The 26826-nt window shown below is 35.5% G+C and carries 21 protein-coding genes; 14 read left to right on the top strand and 7 right to left on the bottom strand.

What is annotated here, in order from left to right:
- Window positions 1-336: 336 nt before the first annotated feature.
- The 5 genes from pyk to ASG31_RS05415 are packed head-to-tail and all read right to left on the bottom strand — an operon-like array spanning window position 337 to window position 4517.
- Complete coding sequence (gene pyk / locus ASG31_RS05435) at window positions 337-1782, bottom strand: pyruvate kinase (protein ID WP_056028966.1); 1446 nt, start codon at window positions 1780-1782, stop codon at window positions 337-339.
- Window positions 1775-2248: an IPExxxVDY family protein gene (locus ASG31_RS05430; protein WP_056028964.1), complete on the bottom strand. Its 474-nt coding sequence runs from the start codon at window positions 2246-2248 to the stop codon at window positions 1775-1777. The genes pyk and ASG31_RS05430 overlap by 8 nt, the downstream gene beginning before the upstream one ends.
- Entirely contained in the window at window positions 2226-2990 is a 765-nt protein-coding gene (gene rnc / locus ASG31_RS05425; RefSeq protein ID WP_056028962.1) for a ribonuclease III, read from the bottom strand. Before rnc ends, ASG31_RS05430 begins: the two co-directional genes overlap by 23 nt.
- 8 nt (window positions 2991-2998) lie before the next feature.
- Window positions 2999-4243, bottom strand: coding sequence for a beta-ketoacyl-ACP synthase II (fabF, locus tag ASG31_RS05420; protein ID WP_056028961.1), 1245 nt, complete (start codon window positions 4241-4243; stop codon window positions 2999-3001).
- 34 nt (window positions 4244-4277) lie between these two features.
- On the bottom strand, window positions 4278-4517 hold the full coding sequence (locus tag ASG31_RS05415) for an acyl carrier protein (protein WP_002976354.1): 240 nt from the start codon (window positions 4515-4517) through the stop codon (window positions 4278-4280).
- A 391-nt stretch (window positions 4518-4908) separates the two neighbouring features.
- Between ASG31_RS05415 and ASG31_RS05410 the strand changes: the two genes are divergently transcribed.
- The 13 genes from ASG31_RS05410 to ASG31_RS05350 all read left to right on the top strand — a co-directional run bounded on the left by ASG31_RS05410 (window position 4909) and on the right by ASG31_RS05350 (window position 23890).
- A complete protein-coding gene (locus ASG31_RS05410) occupies window positions 4909-8049 on the top strand; it encodes a DUF3427 domain-containing protein (RefSeq protein ID WP_056028959.1) in 3141 nt (1046 codons plus the stop codon).
- Window positions 8050-8386: 337 nt separating this feature from the next.
- Window positions 8387-9628, top strand: coding sequence for a tyrosine-type recombinase/integrase (locus ASG31_RS05405; RefSeq protein WP_056028957.1), 1242 nt, complete (start codon window positions 8387-8389; stop codon window positions 9626-9628).
- Window positions 9629-9643: 15 nt separating this feature from the next.
- Window positions 9644-10378, top strand: coding sequence for a hypothetical protein (locus tag ASG31_RS05400; protein ID WP_056028954.1), 735 nt, complete (start codon window positions 9644-9646; stop codon window positions 10376-10378).
- Between the two features lie 52 nt (window positions 10379-10430).
- A complete protein-coding gene (locus ASG31_RS05395; protein WP_231433794.1) occupies window positions 10431-10733 on the top strand; it encodes a helix-turn-helix domain-containing protein in 303 nt (100 codons plus the stop codon).
- A 73-nt stretch (window positions 10734-10806) separates the two neighbouring features.
- The gene (locus ASG31_RS05390) at window positions 10807-12045 is read left to right on the top strand and encodes a primase-helicase family protein (protein WP_056028952.1); all 1239 of its coding nucleotides are present in this window, start codon (window positions 10807-10809) and stop codon (window positions 12043-12045) included.
- Between the two features lie 266 nt (window positions 12046-12311).
- Window positions 12312-13190, top strand: a complete 879-nt coding sequence (locus tag ASG31_RS05385) for a toprim domain-containing protein (RefSeq protein ID WP_056028950.1) — start codon at window positions 12312-12314, stop codon at window positions 13188-13190.
- A gap of 148 nt (window positions 13191-13338) precedes the next feature.
- On the top strand, window positions 13339-13788 hold the full coding sequence (locus tag ASG31_RS05380) for a plasmid mobilization protein (RefSeq protein WP_056028972.1): 450 nt from the start codon (window positions 13339-13341) through the stop codon (window positions 13786-13788).
- Between the two features lie 34 nt (window positions 13789-13822).
- Window positions 13823-14929 carry a relaxase/mobilization nuclease domain-containing protein gene (locus ASG31_RS05375; RefSeq protein ID WP_231433793.1) on the top strand — a complete coding sequence of 369 codons (1107 nt, stop codon included), beginning with the start codon at window positions 13823-13825 and terminating at the stop codon, window positions 14927-14929.
- A gap of 22 nt (window positions 14930-14951) precedes the next feature.
- The gene (locus tag ASG31_RS05370; RefSeq protein ID WP_056028948.1) at window positions 14952-15563 is read left to right on the top strand and encodes a hypothetical protein; all 612 of its coding nucleotides are present in this window, start codon (window positions 14952-14954) and stop codon (window positions 15561-15563) included.
- A gap of 169 nt (window positions 15564-15732) precedes the next feature.
- Entirely contained in the window at window positions 15733-16059 is a 327-nt protein-coding gene (locus ASG31_RS18720) for a DUF6660 family protein (RefSeq protein WP_082504487.1), read from the top strand.
- Between the two features lie 139 nt (window positions 16060-16198).
- Window positions 16199-20563 carry a CusA/CzcA family heavy metal efflux RND transporter gene (locus ASG31_RS05360; RefSeq protein WP_082504485.1) on the top strand — a complete coding sequence of 1455 codons (4365 nt, stop codon included), beginning with the start codon at window positions 16199-16201 and terminating at the stop codon, window positions 20561-20563.
- A gap of 1 nt (window position 20564) precedes the next feature.
- Window positions 20565-21821 (top strand): efflux RND transporter periplasmic adaptor subunit, encoded by a 1257-nt coding sequence (locus ASG31_RS05355; protein WP_056028942.1) that lies wholly within the window; start codon window positions 20565-20567, stop codon window positions 21819-21821.
- Window positions 21822-21838: 17 nt separating this feature from the next.
- Window positions 21839-23890 carry a heavy metal translocating P-type ATPase gene (locus ASG31_RS05350; protein ID WP_056028940.1) on the top strand — a complete coding sequence of 684 codons (2052 nt, stop codon included), beginning with the start codon at window positions 21839-21841 and terminating at the stop codon, window positions 23888-23890.
- 263 nt (window positions 23891-24153) lie between these two features.
- On the opposite strand, the gene ASG31_RS05345 is transcribed toward ASG31_RS05350, so the two are convergent.
- Together ASG31_RS05345 and ASG31_RS05340 are read right to left on the bottom strand one after the other, a co-directional pair.
- Window positions 24154-25248 carry a hypothetical protein gene (locus tag ASG31_RS05345; protein WP_056028970.1) on the bottom strand — a complete coding sequence of 365 codons (1095 nt, stop codon included), beginning with the start codon at window positions 25246-25248 and terminating at the stop codon, window positions 24154-24156.
- Window position 25249: 1 nt separating this feature from the next.
- On the bottom strand, window positions 25250-26065 hold the full coding sequence (locus ASG31_RS05340; RefSeq protein ID WP_056028938.1) for an RNA polymerase sigma factor: 816 nt from the start codon (window positions 26063-26065) through the stop codon (window positions 25250-25252).
- Window positions 26066-26452: 387 nt separating this feature from the next.
- On the opposite strand from ASG31_RS05340, the gene ASG31_RS05335 reads away from it, so the two are divergent.
- Window positions 26453-26686, top strand: coding sequence for a helix-turn-helix domain-containing protein (locus tag ASG31_RS05335; protein WP_056028936.1), 234 nt, complete (start codon window positions 26453-26455; stop codon window positions 26684-26686).
- Window positions 26687-26826 lie beyond the last annotated feature (140 nt).

Below are 26826 nucleotides of genomic sequence, written 5' to 3'. Positions count from 1 at the left end.
ACTATAAGGAAACAGCACTAACTGATTTTGATTATAATGCTTAAAATTCATAAACAACTGTCTGATTATCAGATATAAATATACGAAATCCTGCAATAATTAACAAAAAAAAACCGCCTCAGTTGTGAGACGGATTCTTTTAATTTTCAGACTAAGTTGATTTTAAATTTTATCTAAATTATTTTCCCCCGACCCTTCCTTCGACAAGCTCAGGATGACATGGGAGCGAATTTTGATGAAATTTTCAAGACATTTTTCCACCTTTTAGGTTTCGGGAAAAGTAAAATGACTTGAAAATTTATTTTTAATCATTTTTAAACACGCTCTAAGCTTGATTTAAATAGTCGTCAGTCTTAAAGTATTTGTTTTTCCGCCCTCGTAAGATGGTGTCGCATTGATGTTGATTACAAAATCGCCAGTCTCAATGTAACCATAGTTATGTGTAAGCATATTAACCTGGATAATGGTTTCGTCAGTAGACTTATTCATATCGTAATAGTACGCCCGTACTCCCCAAAGAAGATTCAGCATATTAATCACCCTTCTGTTTCCGCTGTAAACTATGATGTGAGAATTGGGTCTGTGTGCTGAAAGCTGGAAAGCGGTGTATCCTGAATTCGTTAAAGTGACAATCGCAGAAACGTTGGTTGTCTTAGCTATTCTCACTGCTGCAAGACATACACGGTTGGTGATAAATCTCTCGTCGATACAGTTATAATCTTTTTCAATAGGCTCATTCTTCCGCTGATAGAAATTGGTCATTTCAATATTCTTCACAATTTTAGCCATGTTTTCCACTACCTGAATAGGATATCTGCCCACAGAAGTTTCACCGGAAAGCATTACAGCATCAGCACCATCCAGTACAGAGTTGGCAACGTCATTCACCTCTGCTCTTGTAGGTGTAAGGCTGTTGATCATAGTTTCCATCATCTGTGTTGCAATGATTACCGGTTTTGAAAAGAATCTTGCTCTCTCCACCAGGTTTTTCTGGATAGCAGGAACTTCTTCCATCGGAACTTCCACACCAAGATCGCCACGTGCAACCATCAATCCGTCACATTCCAACAGAATTTCATCTATATTTTTTACACCTTCAGGCTTTTCAATCTTTGCAATAATCGGAGTTTTGAATTTACCGTTAGGATGCTTCGCAATTAATTCTTTCAGATCAATAATGTCCTGTGCATGACGGACGAATGAAAGGGCGATCCAATCTACCTCCATATCCATCATGAAATTGGCATCCTGAACATCTTTTTCAGTTAAAGCCGGCAGAGAAACATTTGTATTGGGAAGGTTGACTCCTTTTTTGGAACTCAAAGGTCCTCCCTGAATTGTTTTTGCCTTCACGGTATCAATCTGGTTAGTTTCCAGAACTTCCAACATCAGTTTACCGTCGTCAATCAGAATTCTTTCTCCTACTTTCACATCCATAGGAAACTGCTGATACGTCATATAGACTCTGGTAGAATCTCCTTCAATTTTTTCGTTGGTAAACGTAAGTACATCTCCGGGATTAAGGTAAGAGCCCTCTTTCACTACCCCAACTCTTAATTTTGGACCCTGTAAATCTCCCAGAATACCTACAGAATAGCCATATTCTGCATTAAGCTCTCTTATTATTTCTATATTGGAACGAACTAAATCGTAGTCTGCGTGCGAAAAATTGATTCTGAAAATATCAACACCCGCTCTCATTAATCCAAGCATAACCTCCTTCGAAGATGAAGCAGGGCCAAGTGTTGCAATGATTTTTGTCTTCTTTAAATACTTATTCATAATACTGTATTATTTGATAAAGTTCTTCATCAGAACTTAAAATATATTCCTGTACAGGAAATACAAGATTTTCAGGGAGCAAAATTACGGAAAAATCAGCATATTGTTCTGAACTGTGAAGAATATATTCCACATCAGGCTGATTATTTAATAAAAACTTAATGTTATCTTCTTCCGTAAAGAGTTCGGTCTGAATTTTTTTCAGCTTACTTTCACATGATCTGTTTGAGATGAAAGTGTAGCATGTTTTTGTAAATTTGTGATAGGCTTCAAAACGGGGAAAGCAGTAATCATAGTAAGAACCGTGAATTACGAGATCCTTTATTCTGGAAAAACTCAGATTGGAATTTTGATTTATTTTGAAGAAAAATTCATGATCATACATAGATTTTACCAACCTCACCAAACCAATGGTGATATCTTCGGATTCTATCTCATCAAGATCATAAAGTTTTTGTACTTCCAAGAATATTTTCTTTTTTGTTTAAAATATAAAATGCCCGCTGCGCTGCTTTTTCTTCGGCTTTTTTCTTTGAAGTCTCTGTAGCATTGGCAATTCTCTCGTCACCAAAGCAGACATGACATCTGAAAACAACCGCTTTATTCGGCTGCACCTCTTCGCAGGTTTCGTATTTTATATTGAGCTTCTTCTTTTGAGCCCACTCCAGAAGAAGACCTTTGTAGCTTACAATTTTATTTTCAAGCTTGATAATCTCTGAAGGTGTTAAGAGTCTTTCCAATATGATTCTTTTACAGGTATCATACTGAAAATCAAGATAGACAGCTCCAACTAACGCTTCAAACAGGTTTCCGCAGATATTTTCTCCCAGAGCCATTACTACATTCTGCTTCTGCAGAAGCTGTGTAAGTTTCAGATCTTCACCAAGTTTATTGAGATTCTTACGGTTAACGATTTTGGATTTCATCTGCGTTAGATATCCTTCATTTGCCTGAGGATAGGTTTGAAATAAATGACAGGAAATGATCGTTCCCAAAACAGAATCGCCTAAAAACTCCAGTCTTTCATAATTTCTGTCGCTGTTTTTAGAAGAACTTTTCAGCGAAAAAGCCTCACGGTATAAGTCGACATTATTAACCTCAGCACCTAAAATTTTGTATAATTCTGTACTGAGGAAAAAGTCTCTCTCGGTGAGTTTTCTTTTTCTTTGTTTGAGTAGGAATTTAGAAAAATATTTCTGTAACTCCATTAGTAAATTTAGATTTTCTTAAAAAGAACGCAAGCGTTATGACCACCAAATCCGAAGGTATTGCTCATGGCAACCTCCACATTTTTCTTAACAGCTTCGTTAAAAGTGAAGTTCAGTCTGCTGTCGATTTTTTCATCATCAGTAAAATGATTAATCGTCGGGGGAACGATACCGTGTATGATCGTTCCTAAGGCAGCAATAGCTTCTATAACTCCAGCAGCGCCTAAGAGGTGACCGGTCATAGATTTTGTAGAATTGATCTGAATATCAAATGCGTGCTCACCAAATAATTTTGAAATTGCATTAGATTCTGCAAAGTCTCCTAATGGAGTAGATGTCCCATGCATATTGATGTGATCTACTTCATCAGCAGTTAACCCTGCGTCTTCCAGACAATTTTTCATTACCAGATAAGCTCCCAGACCTTCAGGATGCGGTGCGGTCATGTGATGTGCATCTGCACTCATCCCTCCACCCAATAATTCTGCATAAATTGTAGCTCCACGTTTTACCGCATGCTCATATTCTTCAAGGATGATACATCCTGCTCCTTCACCTAAAACAAAACCATCTCTGTCTTTATCGAAAGGTCTTGAAGCCGTCGTAGGATCTTCATTTCTTGTAGAAAGTGCCATCATGGCATTAAAGCCTCCCACTCCACTTGCAGTGACTGCAGCTTCAGAACCTCCGCACACAATTACATCTGCTTTTCCTAATTGGATCAGCATTTTAGAATCGATTAATGCATTGGCAGAAGAAGCACAAGCTGAAACCGTAGTATAATTGGGACCATGGAAACCATATTCAATAGAAATATGTCCCGGTGTGATGTCCGCAATCATTTTAGGAATAAAAAAAGGGTTAAATCTTGGAATATCTGTATTTGCCCAGCCCAGAACTTCTGTTTCAAAAGTCTCAAGACCGCCAATACCTGAACCCCAGATTACGCCTACCCTATTCTTGTCTACGTTATCCTCCATAATGCGGGAATGAGAAACTGCTTCTCTGGCAGCAACCAAACCCAGCTGAGTGTTTCTATCCATCTTCTTGGCCTCCTTTTTATCGAAGTGCTGAAGAGGATCGAAGTTTTTTACCTCGCAGGCAAATTTTGTTTTAAAATTTGTGGCATCAAAAAGAGTAATCGGAGCGGCACCGCTCTCACCTTTTACAAGATTTTCCCAGTATTCCTGTACATTATTGCCAATAGGCGTTAATGCTCCGAATCCTGTTACAACTACTCTTTTTAATTCCATAAATTCTGTTTAAATTTCCTTTTGTTGAAGAATATTATTTATTTACTACTTCTTCGATATAAGCGATAGCGTGACCTACAGTAGTAATTTTTTCAGCTTGATCATCAGGGATTTGAATATTGAATTCTTTTTCAAATTCCATGATTAACTCAACTGTATCTAGTGAGTCTGCTCCTAAATCGTTTGTGAAGCTAGCCTCAGGAGTCACTTCTGTTTCTTCAACGTCAAGCTTATCAGCGATGATAGCTTTCACTCTTGATGCAATGTCTGACATAGTAAATTATTTTTTTATTGTTAGATGGTGCAAATATATAAAATTCTTTACGATAAAACATTTTTTTAGTCTTTTTTGTCGGTAGACTATCGTTATTTTATCGCCGTGGGTTTTAGTGTTTTCTTAATCAGGGGATTAGAATTATTGTTTTTTTTTCTAGATTGCGAAATTAAAACATTCACATAATTCGTGAAATGAATTAGAACTAGTTTAATATTACCTATTTACTTATAGATACACTTGGCAATTTATCATACTTTGTAAACAAATTGAGACATTTAGGTTTTTATAAAATAATTGCTAAGCAAAATGCCTCAAATTTTTCTATATTGCATTCTATTGAATCCTTTTACCTATTTATTAATAGGAGATTTAAATGTAAATAAAAACTATGAATCAGGGAATTTATGAGGAGTTAGTGACGCAACTCATCAGTACAAAATTAAATGCGCTTGAGAAAGATCATTTTCAGGTGAAGAAAATTTCGATTGACAAAGCAGAGGCAGCTCACTTATTATCTCAGCATATTGGTAAAACAATTAAACAGGCCTTTAATTTGATAAAAGGCGAAGACATTTTAGAAATTCAAATTGAGATTGCAAACAAAATCATTCTATTTTTAAAAGAAGAACTGAAAAAAGAAGAGTTTGAAGATGATTTAATTGAAACTGAAGGTAAGATTCTGAAAGCAGTTTTTACAAACGTTGATGCTCATTTTACAGACTTAGATCTTCATTTAAAAGAAATTACTCCTTATACCAGATTAATTCACAGCGAACTTTTTACTGGCGGAAACTCAGGCACAACTTTAGAAAGTGAGCTCCGGAAAGAAATACTATCGTCGAATAAAATTGATCTTTTAGTTTCATTCATAAAGTGGAAAGGTATAAGAATTCTTGAGCGTGAGTTGAGAGAGTTTACTGACAGAGGTGGAATCTTAAGAGTCATTACTACAACTTATATAGGAGCAACAGATGCAAAGGCAGTAGAATTCCTTTCATCGTTAAAAAATACGGAAGTCAAAGTTTCTTACAATACTGGAAATGAAAGATTGCACGCGAAAGCTTATTTGTTTCAACGCAATACAGGTTTTCATACAGGCTATATCGGTTCATCTAATTTTTCGCGATCAGCATTAACTGATGGTTTGGAGTGGAACTTAAAAATCACAACCAGAGAAGTTAGCCATATCATCGATAAATTTAAAAAGACTTTTGAAGCTTATTGGCAGAATTCAGAGTTTGAATCTTATCAACAAGACGCTCATTTTGTAAAATTAGTTGATGCATTGAAGCAAGGAAAATTTTCAAAAGAATATAATTTTACAACATCATATTTCGATCTTAAACCTTTTCATTATCAAAGTGAAATACTCGAAAAGCTGGAGGTTGAACGTACTGTACACCACAGAAACAGAAATTTATTAGTTGCTGCAACAGGTACTGGAAAAACTGTTATTTCGGCATTTGATTACAAAAACTTCAGAAAAAATAATACATCAGCAAAATTGCTTTTTGTTGCACATCGAAAAGAAATCCTGCAACAGGCAAGAGCAACATTTCAAGGTGTGTTGAAGGATAATAATTTTGGTGATTTGTGGGTTGACGGCCTCGAGCCAAGATCGCATGAGTATTTATTTGTTTCTGTACAGACTTTGAATAATAGGTTAAAAGATCTAAATCTCTCAAAGGAATATTTTGATTTTATCATATTAGATGAAGCACATCACGGTCCAGCTTCCAGTTACAGACCATTTTTAGATTACTTCCAGCCAAAAGTCTTGCTTGGATTGACAGCTACACCAGAGAGAATGGATAATGAAAATATTCTTGAAGATTTTTGTAACCGTGTCGCAGCGGAAATTAGACTTCCCGAGGCTCTGAATAAAAAATTATTAACTCCTTTTCAATATTTTGGTATTACAGACAGCATCGATTTAACAAGTGTGAAATGGGAGAAAGGAAAATATGCAGTCAGTGAGCTCGCTGGCCTGTATATAAAAAATGAAGCGCGAGTAGGTGAAATCATTAATAATCTACAGAAGTATACAACAGATTTGAAGGATGTTCAGGCAATAGGTTTTTGTGTAAATATTGATCATGCTGAGTATATGTCTCAAAAATTCAATCAAGCTGATCTAAAAGCTGAATTTCTAACCTCTAAAAATGCTAGCGACAGAGATGTACTTCGAGAAAGATTTAGAAAAAAAGAGTTCAACTACTTGTTTGTAGTTGATATATTCAATGAAGGTGTTGATATTCCGGAAATTGATACTGTTTTGTTTTTGAGACCTACTGAAAGCTTAACTGTTTTTCTTCAGCAGTTAGGTCGTGGTCTTCGCTTAGCAGAAGGAAAAGATTGTTTAACAGTATTAGATTTTGTTGGAAACGCAAGACCTGAATATGATTTTGAAAATAAATTCCGGGCCCTAATAGGGAAGACCACAACTTCCGTACAAAAGGAAATTGAAGACGATTTCCCACACTTGCCTTTAGGTTGCTCAATAGTTTTAGAGAAAAAAACGAAAGAAGTAATTCTTACAAATATCAGGAAAGCCACTTCTCTCAATATTAATCAAATTATTACCAAAATAATAAATTTTCAGCATCAGACTACTTTGCCATTGACACTTAGGAATTTTACAGAACTGTATCATATTCCGCTTGAAGTTATTTATAAAAAAGGAAGTTGGTGTAGACTTTGCCAAAGAGCTGGTGTCATCGAAGATTTTGAGGATGGCGATGAGAAACAAATTTACTCAGCAATTAGCAAGAAATGGTTATCAACTAATTCTGTGAGTTACTTTAATTTTATTTTAGAAATCGCAAAACGGTCCTTCGATATTCGAATTAAGGATTTTACTGAGAAAGAAAAAACAATGCTTTTAATGCTTCATTATGACATTTGGCAAAACGCAGGAGGTTTCGGAAGTTTAGAAGAAAGTATCAGACAAATAGGAAAAAATCAGACTTTGATAAATGAAATTATAGAGGTTCTGGAAATTTTAATTGATAAGATTGGGTTCAAGGAACTGGATATTTATTTGCCTTATGAACAACCATTAAAGTTACATTCGCGATATACCAGAGATCAAATTTTAGTTGCATTTGAAATGTCAACATTTGAAAAAAAATCTTCAAATAGAGAGGGAGCGGCAGAGAATAAAAATTTGAATACAGAAATACTGTTTATTAATCTCATCAAATCTGAAGAGGATTTCTCACCTACTACAATGTATGATGATTACGCAATTAGCGAGACACTGTTTCATTGGCAATCTCACAATGCATACGGTCCGGAAACTACTAAAGGAAAATCATACGTCAGTCATGTAGAAAATGAAAAAATAATATTGCTTTTTGTAAGAGAGCGAGCAAATGACGAAAATGGTAATACACTTGGATATGTATTTATAGGAGAAGGTACTTTTAAAGAAACAGAAGGCTCAAAGCCAATGAGTATCAAATGGGTGCTTAATGAGCCTATACCTAACTATTTATGGAAGGAATCTGCAAAAATGTCTGTTGATTAAAAATTTAACTGCAGATCTTGTTATAAATGAGAAATTGATTTAAAATTGACATAATTAATTCACCGAATATTGGAAGTAAAAATAAAAAATTTACATTTTAAAGAAGATCTACACTTTTCATATTCAAAACCTTATTAGATAAACAAAAATAAACCACTGAAATTCAGTGGTTTATTTTATTCCTGTGGAGTTGGAGGTTTTCGAACCTTACATATTTTAACATAACTTAAAATATGTAAGTTCTCTATTTATCAGCATTTTAACTATATTTGTATAAACTAATATACTTAGATTTTATGTCTAAATATAGAAGAAGTAGCACCTAAACTGGCACCTGATGAATTACACTTTTAAACTTAAGCAACCCAATGGTACAAAGGAAACTCTGATTTATTTCCGTTCATTTTTCAACAATGAAAGTAAGAATTTTATCTATTCTACTGGTGAGAAAATAAAACCAACCGAATGGGATTTTGAAGGTAGGCAACCTAATGACCTAAACGGAAGAACTAAAAGGGCAGAGATTCATCGAAGTGTTAAAATGCAGTTGGATAGATATAGTAGTTTTTTTACAGAGATTGTTAATCGATATAAGAACATAAATGAAGAACTTACCGTTGATGTTCTTAAACAAAGATTTGATGAAAAATTCAAAAAAATAACAGTTAAAAGTGATTTCTTTAGAATTTATCAGGAGTTTTTAAATGAGAAGGAAAACGACTATACGGGTAATTCGATTTCAAACTCAACTCTAAAGCGTTACAAATGCAATAAGAATTTACTCGAAGATTTTGAAAGATATAGCAAAGTAAAGATCAGCTTAGGAAAATTTGACAATAAACTTTATAACAAATTTCTAAAATATTGTATTGAAGAAAAGAAACATTCTGCAAATACATTACATAGAAATGTTGGTCTGCTCAAGACTTTTCTTCTTTGGGCTCTAAATAAAAAATATACTTACAATAACAATTTTATTGCTTTCAAGAAACCTGCGAAATTTACAACTGATGAAATAGCTTTGAATTATGAACAAGTTGAACTCATATATAATTACAATCTCAGTGAAAACAAAAGATTAGAAAAGGTTCGTGATCTTTTTGTTTTTGGTTGTACTACCGGAATGAGGTTTGGCAATTACAGTACGATTTCCAGAAGTGATGTTGACGGAAATTTCATACGGGTTATTGATTTAAAAAGTAAATCTAAAAACTTAGCAATTCCTTTAAACAGTATTTCTAAATCAATACTTGAAAAGTATGATTATAATCTGCCAAGTATTACAAATCAAAAGATGAATGAATATATTAAAGAGGTTTTTAAAAAGTTAGAGTTTACCGATGAAATAAAAAAAACTATGAAATATGGTGATGAGCTGGTAGACCAAAAAGCTGAATTTTGGACGAGAATTTCCTCGCATACTGCAAGAAGAAGTTTTATTACTATAATGAAGAACAAACGAGTTCCGGATAAGGTAATTATGAGCTACACGGGTCATACCAGCTTAGAAGTGTTTAATGCCTACTACAGACCAAGCGAAGATGATAAAATCAACTATATGAATGAGGTTTTTAAATAATTATTATTATAAATTATGGATCATAAAAAACTTTACGGACGTTGGAATTTTTGGGAGGAATTTGTCGGCTATCCGATGATGTTTTATCATTTGATAAAACGAGAAAAGATTCAGGAGCGGTTTCACAGGAGAATTGAAAAAGCCAAGCAAAAATCCTCTAAAATTGTACTCAATGAAAAATTGAGGAATGAGTATTTGATTAGATATGAAAAATTAGACAACTTCTTCAGTTTTCATTTCAAAGATATTGATACATCACGAAATCATAATTTTGAAGACAAAATTCGATATTGTTTAGATCAATATAAGAAAGAATCAAACAGCCTGATAAGTTCAAGTAATTTAATGAAGTTGCAGGGCAATTTTCTAAGTGGCGCCGAAACCACGCTTTTTCTATATTTTGCTTTACAAAGCAAAACAAATAGAGAAGTTCGTTTATCAGATATTATGATTGGTGATAATAGTTCTAAAATTTTCATCGCTTTTTTAAAAGACAAAAAATTCATCGATGAAAATCACAATCTGCTCGTGGATCAGAAATCTTCTTTCATCAGAATCCACCGATTCTTAAAAGACTATCATATTATAAATCCGGATTTTCAAGACACCACTATTATTGAGGCTATGGAAAACGAATATAATTCCAATTTTGACAAAGGAACATTTTCACGGGCAATAACTGTGAAACCTAATGATTTTGAGGAAACTATCTATCACGAATTATCTAAGCTGTTTAATATCAAGCATTAAACTTTACGCAATTGAATAGAATTGCATTATTAGTTATTCCAATCATACAATTTTGTCTGCAAATAAATATCAGATTATGCAGACAACAAATCCATTCCAAACCATTCTCGACGAATTAGGGGAAGTGAAAGACTTACTCTATTCTCTCAAAAAAGAACCTGAAATTGAGTTGAAAAAGAAACTATACTCTATCAAAGAGTGTTCAGAAATTCTAAAACTCGATTATCAAACCGTACGCTCACATATTTTAAAAGGTAACATTAAGGCGGAACAAATTGGAAGATTCTACAGAGTCAACCATTTTGATCTTATGGATGCTTTAAACGAAGTCAAGTCGCTTAAGTATAGAAGATAGATAGAGACTTTTATTTATCAAGCATTCCAATTCACCCTTCTGTATTTCCTGTACAGAATCAAACCTTTTAAATATGAGCGAAAACATCCCTTATCTAAGAGTAGGAACCACCTACTATAAAACTATTGAGAAACCGTTAATCTCAGGAGATAAAATCTCGATACTAACTCGATGGAATCGTGAAACCATTATCAGTGATCACGGAAAGATATACGTCTCAAAAGTTCCCAAGTATGACGGCTTCTGTTGTATTCCTTCCCATTTGCAATACCAACAAATTATTCAAGGATTCTATAATGTTTACAATGAGATTCCTTATCAGCCGATTAAAGAAACACCGGAGCAAACAAGCCTAAAAGAGAAGATTCCATTTTCACTTAGATTTATGGAGCATATTTTCGCAGAACAGTTGGAATTAGGATTGGATTATATCAAGATCTTACTGCAATATCCAACACAGATACTTCCGATTCTTTGTCTTGTAAGCAAAGAAAGATCTACCGGAAAATCCACTTTCATAAAATGGCTGAAATCCATTTTCGGGCTTAATATGACCTACATCAAAGGAGATTCCTTCAGCAGTCAGTTCAATTCGGATTGGACATCGATGCTTATAGTTGCTATTGATGAAGTATTCTTTGACAAAAAGGAAATTACAGAACGATTAAAATATCTTTCAACGACTGATAAAGACAAGAAGGAGGCAAAAGGAAAAGATCGTGAAGAAGTGGAATTTTTTGGAAAATTCATTCTCTGTTCCAATAATGAAGACAACTTCATTCAGATCGATGAAAATGAGATCCGATTCTGGATTATTAAAGTAAGATCAATCAAAAGCGAGAACACTGAATTTCTACGCAATCTCAACAAGGAGATTTCCTATTTCCTTCGTTACCTAATCCAAAGACCTTTTCACAGCCGTAAGGAGACAAGAATGTGGTTCACAGATTCACAGATCAGAACAAAGGCTCTTCAAAGATTGGTTTGGAAAAATAACAATAAACTGGAATCTAAGATCATCGAACTTTTATATGAGTTTTTCCAAAGTATCGAGGACGAAAATATCAACTGTATTCCGCAGGATATTTTCAATATGCTTGGTAAAATGTTCAGCAAACAATATTGGACAGTTAACGATGTCCGGAAACTGCTGAAAGAAATCTGGAAGCTCGAGCCTCAAAACAATTCATTAGCCTATATCAAATACGACCTAGATTATGGGTTAAGTTTTTTCCAACAGAATAAAACAGGGCGGTATTTTACAATAGAAAGGAATTTTATTCTCCAAAAATTTGATGAAATGATGAATTAATAGATAATAAAAAGAAAATCAATGTGTTATCTCTCATCAAAAGCCTCATCAAACTTTTAAACCTTGATTTTTGATGAGAGGATGATGAGAAGAATATTTCCACTTTGATGAGGTGATGAGACTTTGATGAGAGCTTAAATTATTGTTAATCAATTTTTTACAAGGCTTTCTCATCAATTCATCAAACATTAGACAAAACTAAATCCGTCTACTTTACCCATCAAAATTCATACGATTATTACTAAAAACATTAAAAAAGTACAACAATGAACTGCAAACAATTCAACAGCATATCGTTGGAAGAAGTCCTCCTTTCTCTCGGACACCTTCCAACGAAACAAAATGAAAAAGAAGCTTGGTATCTCAACCCTTTTGCCAACGAATCCCAAGCCTCTTTTAAAATCAATAAAAGTCTAAACTATTGGTATTTATTTTCAGAAGGAATTGGTGGAACGAATACCGACTTTATAAAGAAATACTTGAACGCTTCGGTCAATGAAGTTTTAGCGTGGGTTGAGAAGCAGAGTTTTTCTTCTTTTCAACAGCAAAGTATTTCAAATCAGAAAGCAGAAAATTTATCTAAGCAATATGAGATCATTGAAATTAAGAAAGTTCAGCATCCTGCACTTTTGGAATATTTAAGAGAAAGAAAAGTTGGAAATCAAACTCAGTTTTTAGACGAAATTCATTACCGAATGAAAGATAAAAACTATTTCGGAATTGGCTTCAAGAACGATTCTGGCGGTTATGAAATCCGCAATAAATATTCGAAAATTTGTTTGGGCAAAAAAGATATTTCAACCATAAAAAACAGATCAGAATCGCTTCGGATTTTCGAAGGCTTTTTCGATTTTATTTCCTTTAAAAATGTAGAGAAATTTTTAGAAAAAGAACCTGTCGATTATCTCGTTTTGAATTCCGTTTCGATGATTTCTAAGATTAAAAATTCAATTGAAAATTATGAAAATATTGAGCTTTATTTTGATAATGATGAAGCAGGAAATCGTGCCGTTGAAATGATTAAAAATGAAAACAAAAACGCAGAAGATTGTCGGGTTTTATATTCAGATTTTAAAGACCTAAATGATTGGATGATTCACAAAAATCCATCACCTGAAAGACAAGTGAAATACAGGCGAAGGTGAGTAAAATAAACACAGGTAAAATATGGTGGTAAGTTAGTGCAAAAAGTACCCAAAGTTTACAATAAGCGTATCCGCTAATTGCAAAATTGGGATTTTTGATTTCTTCCTATCGTCAGAAATGTTTTTTAAATGCGCTAAAATTAATACAATGGAGAAAGACTTTTTACAAGAATTCATACAGCAAGCCACCAAAGAAAATGAAGTCAAAATTGCTCAGGAAAAGAGAAAAAAATATTTTCAGGAATTAGGTCGTAAAGGTGGTTTGAAAACCAAAGAAAATAAAAAATTGGACAAAGTTATTTCAATACGAATGACCAATTCTGAATATGAAATCCTGATTCAAAAACAGAAAAAATATCCATTAAAATTATCAACCTATATCCGAAATGTTTTGTTCGAAAAAGAACTAAAAATTAATGAATTCCAAACTGATGAGGTGTTGCTTCAATATGGAACTCATTTCAAAAAAATCACTAATCTTTTGCGAAATCGAGAATGGAATGTTTTTGAAAATAAGAAAGAAATTTTAGTGAAAATCGAAAATCTGATCGAATTGATTCATCAATATTTATATTCAAAAATTCAGAAAAATGAATAATTCCGCAACCACAAGAACCATTACAAAAATTGCTTTGGAATATAATGGCAACGATAAAGGAACAGCAGAAATGGTGGCTTCAAACTATCTTTTGAGTGACATTGCTGAAGGTCAATTTCACGAAATGAAAACCGTAGCTGAAAGAAATTCCAAAGTGAAGAAATGGGCATTGACAGGATATATTTCTCAACCAGACGAAATTGGCAGAAAATTGAAGGATGAAGAATTTTTAGAAATCGCCACAAAAGCTTTAGATAAAGTCGGTGTGACGGCAAACAACCAGTTTCGGCTTGATATTCATAATAGCACCAAACATAAGCACATTCATTTTATCGTGAACAGGATTGATATTTCGGGAAAGTGTACCGTGAAATCACACGATATCGGAAAGAGATTTGGTGAAGCTGTCAGAGAAGTTTGTAAAGAGAAAGGATTATTGACCGATATAGAAATTGGAGCGCAAAAAAAAGCCGAGATGTTGAAAAGCTTGACCGAAACTATCAGGGCAGAAGATAATTTTGATGATCTAATCCTAAGAATGAAGAAAAAAGGTTTTGACGTCCAATTATCTTCAAATGTGAAAGACGGGATTTCGGGAATGCGAATATTGATGGAAAAGGACAAAAATCATCAAACTGAAAGGATTTATAAAGCTGGTTACAAATTGTCTGAAATTTCAAATCAATTGAAAATCTCTGAAATAAAATCTTTGTTTGAGGTTAAAACTGCGGTTAAGGAAGCACAAAAATACGCTAGCAACTTAAAGGAATTTCGGGAAAATATACAACAAAAAGGATTTTCTGTAAAGATCCAATATAACGGAGACTTTAAAGCTGGGCAAAAAAATCAAGTTAAAGATATTTGGATAAATGAAATTAATAGTAGTAAAGAGAAAAACGGATTCTTCTTCCGGAAAAATGTCGGGTTCTCTCTGTCAGCAATAGATTCTGGTCTGGATGATCTGGTAAAATCATTAAGTCAAAATAGTGTAAATAATGATGCTAGTAATCATTTGAAATCAGACCCAAATGAAAGCTTAATAGATATTGCAGGCGGATTAATAAGTGACTTACTTAATCCAACCTATGTTTCTCAGGACGAAGATGAACTCTCTAAAAAGAAGCGAAAATTAAGAAGATAATTAAAATTTTAAAACAATAAATATGGAAAATGAAAATAAAGAATCTACAAGTAACGGAATGGAGCTTTTAGAAAACGTGATCAAATCAAATATGGAAAATATTGAACAAAATATCAAACTTCAGTTTGCCATTGAAGATCATACGACTCTATTAAATGACTTAAAGATATGCTTGGAAGACGGACAGTCAATCAATAATGAAACTGTGGTCTTTTTCAAATTAGTGCAAGCCAAAATAACTGAATTAATTGCCAGTATTCCTGCCCAGACAGAAATGGTTCTTTCGAAAGAAACTAAAGATTATTTGGATGGTTTAGGAAAGGATATACGATGGCAGAAGAAATTTATTTGGAGCGGAATTGGAGTTTTTGTCTTTGCGGTTTTAGTACTGATCGCCTCCATTAATTTCTCAACCAATTGGTACAAAGAAAGCATCAAAGCTAAAAGTGAACTACGCCAAGATATTTTAAATGAAATTGCTGATGAAGGAAAAAAAATCTACGATGAAAATGAGATAACAATTTTGAGAGAAAACACTCAAATAATGCAATTATGGATTAAAAATAATCCTAAAAAAGCGGAAGATTTTCTGAGGTTTAAAGATGGATATAACGCAAGTAAGGAAAATCATTAAAAAATATCAAGCAGTTGGAGGGTTAAGTTAATTTGGGTAATTAAGAAAAAAAATGAGGTAATGTGTTGTATAGGCTATTTGAGTTCTTTGTGAATTACACCTCCAACTCCTTATAAGATAGTTTCTACCAAAAGTAAAAACATAATTTAAAATTTAATACTTTTGTAAAGTGAAAATTTTAAGACTCATATTGACATTCTATTTCATCGCATTACTGGTAATGCCGTGTAGTGATATCAATGCAAAGTCTTTATCAAATCATTCTGCTAAAACTTCAATGCAGACTGCGGATACTCATTCCGACGAAAGTGATGATACTTGTTCTCCTTTCTGCTTTTGTAGCTGTTGTCAGATTACGGTTATCGCATTTAAGGTTGAACCTTTATTAGAAATTCCAACAAAGATTTCCTTCTATCTTTCAGAAAAGATTCTTTTTCACAAGAATAACATTGCCTATCAGGTTTATGACCACATTTGGCAACCTCCCAAAATTTAATTTTTTACCGAGATTTTTTGCAAGACACTGCAATTGATGCATTGTCTTCAATATTATGTTTGCTGCAATTTTAATGATATTCGGACAGGTTCTGCTCATTATTCAACAGCAATTTCTATAAAAAATTAAATTAAATTCTGTGTTAGATAAAATCATAAAATTTAGCATCAAGAACAAGATTGTCATTGGCGTAATGACCTTGTTGTTGATTATATGGGGCTCGTGGAGTGCAACGAGATTACCCATTGATGCTGTACCGGATATTACCAACAATCAGGTTCAGATCATTACAGTTTGCCCGACATTGGCGGGACAAGAAGTAGAGCAGCTGGTAACGTTCCCAATTGAACAGAGCATTGCCAATATTCCCGATATTGAAGAAACCCGAAGTATTTCAAGATTCGGACTATCGGTTATTACCGTTGTGTTTAAGGAAAATGTTGATGTCTATTTTGCACGTCAACTAATCAGCGAAAAACTGAAGGAAGCTTCCGAAGAAATCCCGAAAGGTGTTGGAACGCCTGAACTTGCTCCGGTTAGTACTGGCTTAGGAGATATTTATCAATATATTCTTCGCCCGAAAAAAGGTAGCGAGAAAAAGTATTCCTCCAAAGAACTGCGAACAATGCAAGACTGGATCGTAAGAAGACAACTGAACGGAACTCCCGGTGTTGCAGAAGTCAACAGCTTTGGAGGAGAACTGAAACAGTATGAAGTGGCTGTTGATCCCAACCGTCTTAGGGCAATGGGAATCAGCATCACAGACCTTTTCACTGCATTGGAAAAAAACAATCAGAATACGGGAGGGGCTTATATTGATAAAAAACCAAATGCTTATTTCATTCGTGGAATAGGCGTTGTAACTTCTCTTGAGGATATTAGAAATATTGCCATTGATAATAAAGCGGGCAGTGTTCCCATTTTTGTAAAAGATGTTGCGGAAGTCCGCCTGGGAAGTGCAGTTCGCTATGGAGCAATGACCTATAATGGTCAGGTAGATGCTGTTGGTGGCATTGTAATGATGCTGAAAGGCGCGAACAGTAACGAGGTTGTCAATTTAATTAAGGATAAAATTCCGACAATCCAGAAGTCACTGCCAGACGATGTGCTGATTGAACCGTTTTTAGACAGGAGTGATCTTGTTGGAAGGGCCATCAACACAGTTGAGAAAAATCTTATTGAAGGTGCACTCATCGTAATTTTTGTACTGGTCGTATTCTTAGGGAATTTCAGAGCAGGATTGATCGTTGCCTCGGCAATTCCATTATCACTCCTTTTTGCGTTAGGGATGATGAATGTTTTCGGAGTCAGTGCCAATTTGATGAGTTTAGGTGCGATAGATTTTGGGTTGATCGTTGATGGTGCCGTGATCATCGTGGAGGCTACACTCCATCATTTGGGACTTAGAAAATCTACTCAAAAACTGACACAGTCAGAGATGGATGAAGAGGTTTTCCTTTCCGCTTCTAAAATCAGAAACAGCGCGGCATTCGGAGAAATTATTATCCTGATCGTTTATATTCCGATTCTAACTTTGGTAGGTGTTGAAGGTAAAATGTTTACGCCTATGGCAAAGACAGTTGGCTTTGCAATTTTAGGAGCTTTGATACTATCGTTGACCTATATTCCTATGATGAGCGCTTTGTTCTTATCTAAAAAGATTTCGACAAAAGCAAGTTTCTCTGATAAGCTGATGGATAAACTGCAAGGTATCTACCAGCCAATATTGCAAAAAGCGGTAAAAATTAAAGGAGTGATTGTTTCCGTGACTATTGCTTTATTTGCATTGAGCCTCATTATTTTTAGCAGGATGGGAGGAGAATTCATCCCGCAATTACAGGAAGGAGATTTTGCATTTCATTGCATATTGCCCCAGGGAAGTTCACTATCGCAAAGTATTGAAACGTCTATGCAGGCATCCCGAATCATCAAAGGTTTTGATGAAGTGAAAATGGTAGTGGGAAAAACAGGGGCTGCCGAAGTTCCCACTGACCCAATGCCTCCGGAAGCGACTGATCTGATCATTGTTTTAAAGCCACAGGATGAGTGGAAAAGTAAAAAGTCTTATGATGAGCTGGCAGATGAAATTTCAGAAAAATTAGAATTGATTCCCGGTGTATTTTTCGAAAAGAACCAGCCTATACAAATGCGCTTTAATGAACTGATGACTGGAATCCGTCAGGATGTGGCGGTGAAAATCTTTGGTGAAAATTTGGATTCGCTTGCAATTTACGCAGATAAGGTTGGTAAAGTCATTCAATCTGTTGACGGGGTTACCGCTCCACAAATTGAACGCATCAGCGGGCTGCCACAGATCAATGTAGAGTACGACCGTACAAGAATGGCAAACTATGGATTGAGTATTGAGGATGTTAATAACACTTTAAGTACAGCTTTTGCAGGAAAATCTGCTGGTCAGGTTTTTGAAAACGAAAGACGTTTTGATCTGGTCGTGAGACTCGACAGTCTTCACCGAACCAATATCGATGACGTCAATAATTTGATGATCTCAACTGGTACCGGGAATCAGATCCCACTTTCACAAGTAGCGAATATCAGCTACAAACTCGGCCCGTCACAGATCAGCCGAGATGAAGGAAAACGCAGGATTGTTATTGGATTCAATGTGAAAGACCGGGATGTGGAAAGTGTAGTGGAAGATATTCAAACTAAGTTGGATAAGCAAGTGAAATTACCTTCAGGGTATTACTTTACTTATGGCGGTCAGTTTGAAAATCTCCAGGCCGCAAGCAAAAGACTGATGATTGCGGTTCCGGTTTCTTTACTCCTGATATTTTTCTTGTTATACTTCACATTCCGCTCATTTAAGCAGGCTGCATTAATTTTTACTGCGATACCGATGAGTGCAATTGGCGGAATTTTCGCATTATTGATAAGAGATATGCCATTTAGTATCAGCGCTGGGATTGGTTTTATCGCTTTGTTTGGCGTTGCCGTTCTTAATGGGATTGTTTTAATAGGAACATTCAATCAATTGGAGAAAGACGGCGAAACAGATATTCTAAAGCGGGTTTTTGAAGGCACAAAAACGAGGCTAAGACCAGTTCTGATGACCGCAGCCGTAGCTTCTTTAGGATTTCTTCCAATGGCAATTTCAACAGGAGCCGGAGCAGAAGTTCAGAAACCTTTGGCGACAGTGGTTATAGGTGGCTTGATCACTGCAACTTTCCTGACGTTATTTGTTTTGCCAATGTTGTACATTATTTTCAATACAAAATTCAGAAAGAATCATTTTAAAATGAAATCTTTGACCACGATTGTCGTTGTAGGATTTTTACTTGTAGGGCAAACTTTTAATGCTCAAAATATAAAAACATTATCGGTGGAGCAGGCGACAGAAATGGCTTTGAGTAATAATTATTCAGTAAAAACGAAAGATTTAGATATTAAAGTTTCTGAAGCCTTAAAACCCACAGCCAATGAACTTCCAAAAATGAATTTCAGTGCGCAGCTTGGACAATACAACAGTCCGAAGTTTGACCAGTCGTTTTCCATTTCTCAAAGTATTCCGTTTCCGACTTTGTTTAAGGCAAGAAAGGAACTTATTGCTCAGGAAATAAAAGGGAAACAGATCAGCAGAGAACTTACTGTTAATGAGCTTGCAAAACAGGTCAGAACGTATTTTTATCAGATTGAATATCTACACTACAATCAGAAGAAACTAATGAAACTCGATAGTCTGTATCAGGATTTTATCAGGATTGCAACCGTCAGATTTAATGCTGGTGACATTAAGAAAATAGAAATCAGTACAGCAGAAACACAGAAAGGTGAGATCAATCTTTTATTAAATCAGAATAAAATCTATCTTGATAATGCTTACAAAAATTTGAAAACGCTTTTAAATACAGATGATCAAATCGAGATTCCGCTTAGTAAAAATTATCAGCCACTGAAAATTGAATATATATTGGACAGCAATACAATTGCCAATCATCCAACCGTCAAAGCATTTTATCAGGAAGTGGAAATTGCCGAGAGAAATAAAAATGTAGAAAAATCGCAGGGCTTACCTGAATTCAGTTTGGGTTATACGAATCAATCGATCATTGGTTTTCATACCGTGAATGGGCAGGAAAAATATTATAATGCAGGGAACCGGTTTAATGTTGCCAACATTGGTATATCAATACCGTTGACGTTTGGAGCAACCAAAGCAAGAATTCAGTCCTTGGATTATCAGAAGCAAATGGCAGAATCCAATGCGAAACTTCAGCAAAAACAATTGTCCGCCCAACTTGAAAACGTATTGAACCAATACAAACAGGATGTTCTGCAATATGAATATTATGTCGGTCAGGCTTTGCCAAATGCAGAAAAAATTGTGAAAGCTGGTCAGCTCGGTTATAAAACAGGAGAAATCTCCTACGTTGAATATCTTTTTGCATTGCAGACCGCAACCAATATTCAGCTCAAATATCTGGAATCAATTCAGCAGGTCAATCAGTCTGTGATCAACATTAACTCTTTAATCAATAAATAATATGAAACAACATATCATCTTCATCGCCTTTGTCTTGGTTTTTTTCGTAGGCTGTGGAAAAAAGGATGCTTCAACTGAAGTGGAGGGCGAAGTGAAAACCGAACAAGCCGAAGAGCACGGCGAAGAAGCCCCACAGACTATCGCTAGCTTGACTGAAGAGCAAATGAAAGCGGTGGGCATCACTCTGGGCAAAATCGAGATGAAAGAACTGACTTCTACCATCAAAGCAAATGGAGCACTGAGAGTTCCCAATAATAATAAAGCGACTGTCACGTCGATGTATGGCGGAATTATTAAAACTTTGAATGTGCAGATCGGGGATTTTGTAAGAAAAGGACAGGTAATTGCCTCCATTTCAAATCCGGAATACATTCAGTTGCAAGAGCAATACCTGACCGTTAAAAGCAGGATTGCATTTGCAGAACAGGAATACAGGAGACAGAAGGAATTATTTGATAATGATGCCGGCGCAAAGAAGAACCTTCAAAGTTCAGATGCCGAACTGAAAACCCTGAGAACACAAAGATCTTCTTTGCAAAGACAGCTTCAGATTATGGGAATCAATCCCGCCAATGTCAATAATGGAAATTTGCGATCGGGTTTAGTGATAACGTCACCAATCAGTGGAACGATCAGTACTATTTCTGCACAGATTGGAAGTTACGTTGACATCTCATCACCTGTTGCAGAAATCATAGATAACGGTTCCCTGCATCTCGATTTGCAGGTTTTTGAAAAGGATTTGCCAAAAATGAAAGTGGGGCAAATCGTCCATTTTAAATTAACAAATAATCCTGAAACCGAGTACGATGCAAAAATCTACAGCATTGGTTCATCCTTTGAAAACGACAGCAAAACAATTTCGGTTCACTGTTCTGTAACCGGAAACAAATCCGGATTGATCGACGGAATGAATATCACAGGAATCGTAAGTCTCGATAAAAGTACAACACCGGCGGTTCCCAATGAAGCCATTGTAGAAGCGGACAGCAAATATTTCATTTTTGTCAGAACAGACAAAAAAGCTGAAGAACATCACGAAGAGGTGGAAGGTGAACATTTAAATGAGAAGAAGATACCTGAGAAAGAAGAAAAAATGACAAATTTTGAAAAAATAGAAGTTGTAAAAGGTTCTTCCGATATGGGATATACTGCAATTACAACCGTTAATGAAATTTCTGCAAATGCGGAAGTTGTTATTAAAGGTGCATTTTTTGTCAATGCTAAACTGAGTAATTCCGGGGAACACGAACATTAATTTTAAAATCTACAACAATGGAACACAAACATATTTACGACAAGGAAGGAAATCAGCTTTGCTGCACAGCACAGGAAGGCAAAATCTACAATGATGCTGGTGCCAAAAAATTACTTGAGGATGACAAATGCTGTTCTACCAAGAATAACAAAGCTGAAACGCACAGCGAGGACGACGGGCACGACCACGACCATAGCATTGGTGAGAAAAATACATTTCAAATGTTTTTACCAGCAATTGTTTCTTTGGTTATTCTGTTGATAGGCATCGTACTGGATAACTTTTTTCCGCAGGAGTGGTTTCAAGGCTGGGTACGGATCGTATGGTATGCGGTGGCTTATTTGCCTGTGGGTCTACCCGTTCTAAAAGAAGCGTATGAAAGCATTGCCAAAGGTGACGTTTTTTCGGAATTTTTTCTAATGGGCATTGCTACTATAGGCGCATTTGCAATCGGAGAATATCCGGAAGGGGTTGCTGTTATGTTATTCTACAGTGTAGGAGAGGTTTTCCAGACACTTGCTGTTTCCAGAGCAAAGAATAATATCAAAGCATTGTTGGATCAGCGTCCTGATGAGGTGACCATTCTTGAAGGTAACCAACCAAAGACCATCCCTGCCAAGCAGGCGAAAGTTGGGGATATTGTACAGCTAAAATCAGGAGAGAAGCTGGCTCTGGACGGAGAGTTGGTAAGTGAATCCGCATCGTTCAATACCGCTGCATTAACTGGTGAGAGTAAGCCTGATACCAAAAACAAAGGTGAGAGCGTGCTTGCCGGAATGATCAATCTACAGACTATTGCTCAGGTAAAAGTGACAACTGCTTACGAAGACAGTAAGTTGAGCAAAATTCTGGAATTAGTACAAAATGCGACGGCTCAGAAGGCACCTACCGAACTTTTTATCCGAAAATTCGCAAGGATTTATACACCCATTGTCGTCGGACTCGCAGTACTGATATGCCTACTACCATATCTGTTCGTGGAAAATTATGTTTTCCGTGACTGGCTTTACAGAGCATTAGTGTTCTTAGTTATCTCTTGTCCTTGCGCTTTGGTTATTAGCATTCCTCTAGGTTATTTCGGCGGAATTGGCGCAGCTTCAAAGAACGGTATACTGTTTAAAGGAAGTAATTTTTTAGACATTATCGCCAATATTAAAAATGTGGTAATGGACAAGACTGGAACAATGACCGAGGGCGTCTTTAAAGTTCAGGAAGTTACTTTAAAATCTGAATTTAATAAGGATGAAATTCTGAAGATGGTAAATGCTTTAGAAAGCAAAAGTACCCATCCGGTCGCTACGGCAATCCATCAATATGTCGGCGAAATCGACCATTCTATACAATTAGAAAATACAGAAGAAATTGCTGGGCACGGATTGAGAGCCAGTATCAACGGAAAAGATCTGCTTGTGGGAAATTTTAAATTGATGGATAAATTCAATATCAAATATGATCTTGACCCTACGCAGATCGTTTATACAATAATTGCAATCGCATATGACGGAAAATTTGCAGGCTACATTACTATTGCAGACAGTATAAAAGCCGATGCACAGCTGAGCATTGATAAACTTAAAGCTTTAGGTGTAAAAACTACGATGTTAAGCGGAGACAAGAGCACTGTTGTACAATTTGTTGCAAATCAACTGGGAATAACTAACGCCTTTGGCGATCTGTTACCGGAAGATAAGGTCAACAAAGTAAAAGAGATCAAATCACAAAATGAAACAGTTGCCTTTGTAGGAGACGGCGTCAATGATGCCCCTGTTGTTGCCTTGAGCGACGTAGGTATTGCAATGGGCGGATTGGGAAGTGATGCAACCATTGAGACCGCTGATGTAGTCATTCAAGATGATAAGCCAAGCAAAATACCGATGGCGATCAATATCGGAAAGCAAACCCGCAAGATCGTTTGGCAAAATATTTTTCTAGCCTTTGCTGTAAAAGCGATTGTACTGGTTTTGGGAGCTGGTGGATTAGCAACAATGTGGGAAGCAGTTTTTGCTGACGTAGGAGTTGCTCTATTAGCTATATTAAATGCTGTCAGAATTCAAAGAATGACTTTTTAATAATGCTATTTATAAGTATTTAAAAAACAGAGATGCTGTAAAAGTATATTTATAATTTCATATTTAAGGCTCAACTAGATGGTTGAGCCTTAAATATAAAAGTTATTACCCTGAAGTAATCGTTTAATTTATTAATGAGCGTTTGAAGTATTTTAAAACATAAGTAAAAAAAGAGCCCACGCCGTTGTATATACTCACTGAGTATTTAGTGAGTGTTCAACACCTCACCCTGCGGGTGTACAAGCACCCTCGTTATTTTTTTCCTATCCAATGATCAATTCAATTCCTGCTTTTTCTGCTTTGTATTTTATTTTGGTCTGCAATTCATAATAACTCCAGTTGCGAAGCACAAATTCCTGTTCTCTTGCAATGCCTATTTTATCTTCCTGATTTTTAAGAATCAATGTGCCTGCCTGTTGCTGGATACAGAAATCGATAAGTTTACGGCTATAAAGGTGAAGCCGATGACTTACATATCTGCTTTCCAGATTCTCTGTCTTATACAATGCTTTCTGTTTGCGTTTAACTCCATTTCCTGAACGGGTATAGGCGATACCGTCTTGAATCCTTTTCTGACTTGCCTGAATAGCAAGCCTGCGATACAGGAACTCCTCTTTCGAGCCAATATTGATTCGCACATTGTTGGTCTTTACCACTATCGGGTGTTCCAAAGACAGGGAAGCCTCTGCAATGATTTCGGGTTTTAATTTATGTTCTTCTTTTTCAAATTCAAATACTGCAAGCCAATAGATCTTTCCGGCTTTCAGCTGGATCTGCGATGTGCAAAGCTTTATCTCTTCTCTTAAGAGGCGTTCCATTATCACTCGCTTATCAGAGTAGTCGTTTCCCAAATACGTTTTAACAGGAATAGCAAACATATTGAAGCTATATGCTTTCTTTTCGGGATCATACTTCATTTTGCTGATGCATTTGACCGGAAGCGGAATTGGAATATCTTTCTTAAAGTTTCGCAATGATTTTGTTCCCTGCCAATAGTCGGCTTTAGTTTTAGAGAAGGTTGATTGAATCGTATTGTTCAGGCTTCCCAGAATATCTGTAGGAATTTCTCCTTTGAAGCGATCAAAAACCATACGTGCAGTTGTGTGTGTTTTCGAACGGGTGAATATTCCCATTTTATCTTTGTTTTCATCAGCAAGTTTGTATTGGATATCTTCTGTGAGGTAAAAGAAATCTTTGATCATTTCCTGAACATACAGATGGGAAACAATAAAATTAGCAGCTCTGAAACAGCGGTTCTGATACCGGTAGAGTTTTTCCCACATCTCTTTTTGTTCATTTGCAGGAAGATCAATCAGTAGCTGAATTCTTCGGGTCAATGTCATCGTGGATTTTTCCATTTTAAAGAGGTATTTCAGAAGTGTTTTGATTTTGTAAATGTTGATATGCATACAGAAATTCCCGATGTACTTCCTTTTCAGGTAATTTGAGTTCTTGGGCAATAACTGCAAATGAAGATTTCTGCTCAAACCTTCTTTTCAAAATATCGAGTTGTTGACTACTGAGTTTTTCTGACTGCTTTTTATTATCGAGAGCTTTTCCCTTTGGCTGCTCAGAAGAACTTCTATTAAGAATTTTCCGAAGGTCATTTATAGCTCTGCTCACCTCATTGCTGATATCTTTCACACTGCTTCCCATTGCTTCTGCGATTGGTTTGTGCTGAAAGCCATATTCCAAGCAAAGTTCAATCAGGTGTTTTCTTTTGGGATCCAGAACGGGTAAAACCTTTTTAACTTCATCGAAATTTTTCTGATCGGATTCCTGACTGAGAAGATACTCTTTATCTTTTAGCGGGTCATAACCTGCAAGATAATCCTGATAATTCTCAAAACTGTCAAGAGAAGCCATTAAGCGGTTGAATTTATTTCTTGGAGCAGTAACATACGATATACAATCCCTTTTCATTACAAACCGTAAAAATCCTGTAATATGATCAGGCGTTTCAATGGTGTCGCGGTGCAGCCACAATTTGAGGAAGGTATCCTGAACAATAGTGTCCACTACAAAATCATCTTTAAGCACCTGCCATCCAACCCAAAAAAGAAGTCTTTTGTAACGCAGATGAAGATGTTCCAAAGCGGTCGGATTGCTTTTTTTTAGCAGTTCATACAACTGAAGATTGGTCAACTTTCGGGGCAAAGAGTTTGTTCTTTTCATAAACAGCGAATTTTAATTAAATTATTGCTGAAGGAATTGTTTAGATCTTTATATGAATTATCTGCAACATTCAAACATTATCTCACTACATATTGCCAAAAAGAATGCGTGGAACTCAACTTACCGACTGGTGGTACTGGCATACCGAGCAACGATAAGTGAGCCCTTGCCGAGGTCGTGGGCACATTTACTTAATAACTCGTTGCTTTTTGAAAAGTGCCAGTTTTCCAGTCGAGAATCTAAAGCAATAGCTTCTATATTTCTTTGACTATCACAAAATTACCTTTATAACTAATTTGTTCAAATATAAGAAATTTCCAATTTGTTACAAGAACTTGTAACAAAATTTGCAAATAAAATTACGCCCTTTGTATAAAATGTTAGCAAATGGATGTTTTAAAAGATGAAATACTAAAAAAATTTGGTGAACACGTTAAAGATTTAAGAATTAAATCAGGACTTACCCAAGACGAGGTTGTGCTAAATAGTAGTAAAATTACTAAAGGTACAGTAAGTGATATTGAAAATGGGAAAAGAAATTTTGCTTTTACTACTTTAATCGACTTAGCTAAAGGTTTAAATGTGTCTCCTAAAGATTTGCTGAACTTTAAAATTGACTAAAAAATTCTGAATAGTTGTAATTTCTCTAAAGGAAATTTTTAATTTTGACGAAAAGAGGATAGAAAAATTACTCTCGAACAATTTTTTAAACTATAAATGAATAAAATACCGATTATCATCGGTATTTTTTATTAGTGAAA

Origin of the sequence: Chryseobacterium sp. Leaf404, from assembly GCF_001424145.1 — a bacterium.
Classification (GTDB): domain Bacteria; phylum Bacteroidota; class Bacteroidia; order Flavobacteriales; family Weeksellaceae; genus Chryseobacterium.
Note: the sequence above shows the minus strand (reverse complement) of the source record. Positions and strands in the feature narration are given on the sequence as shown.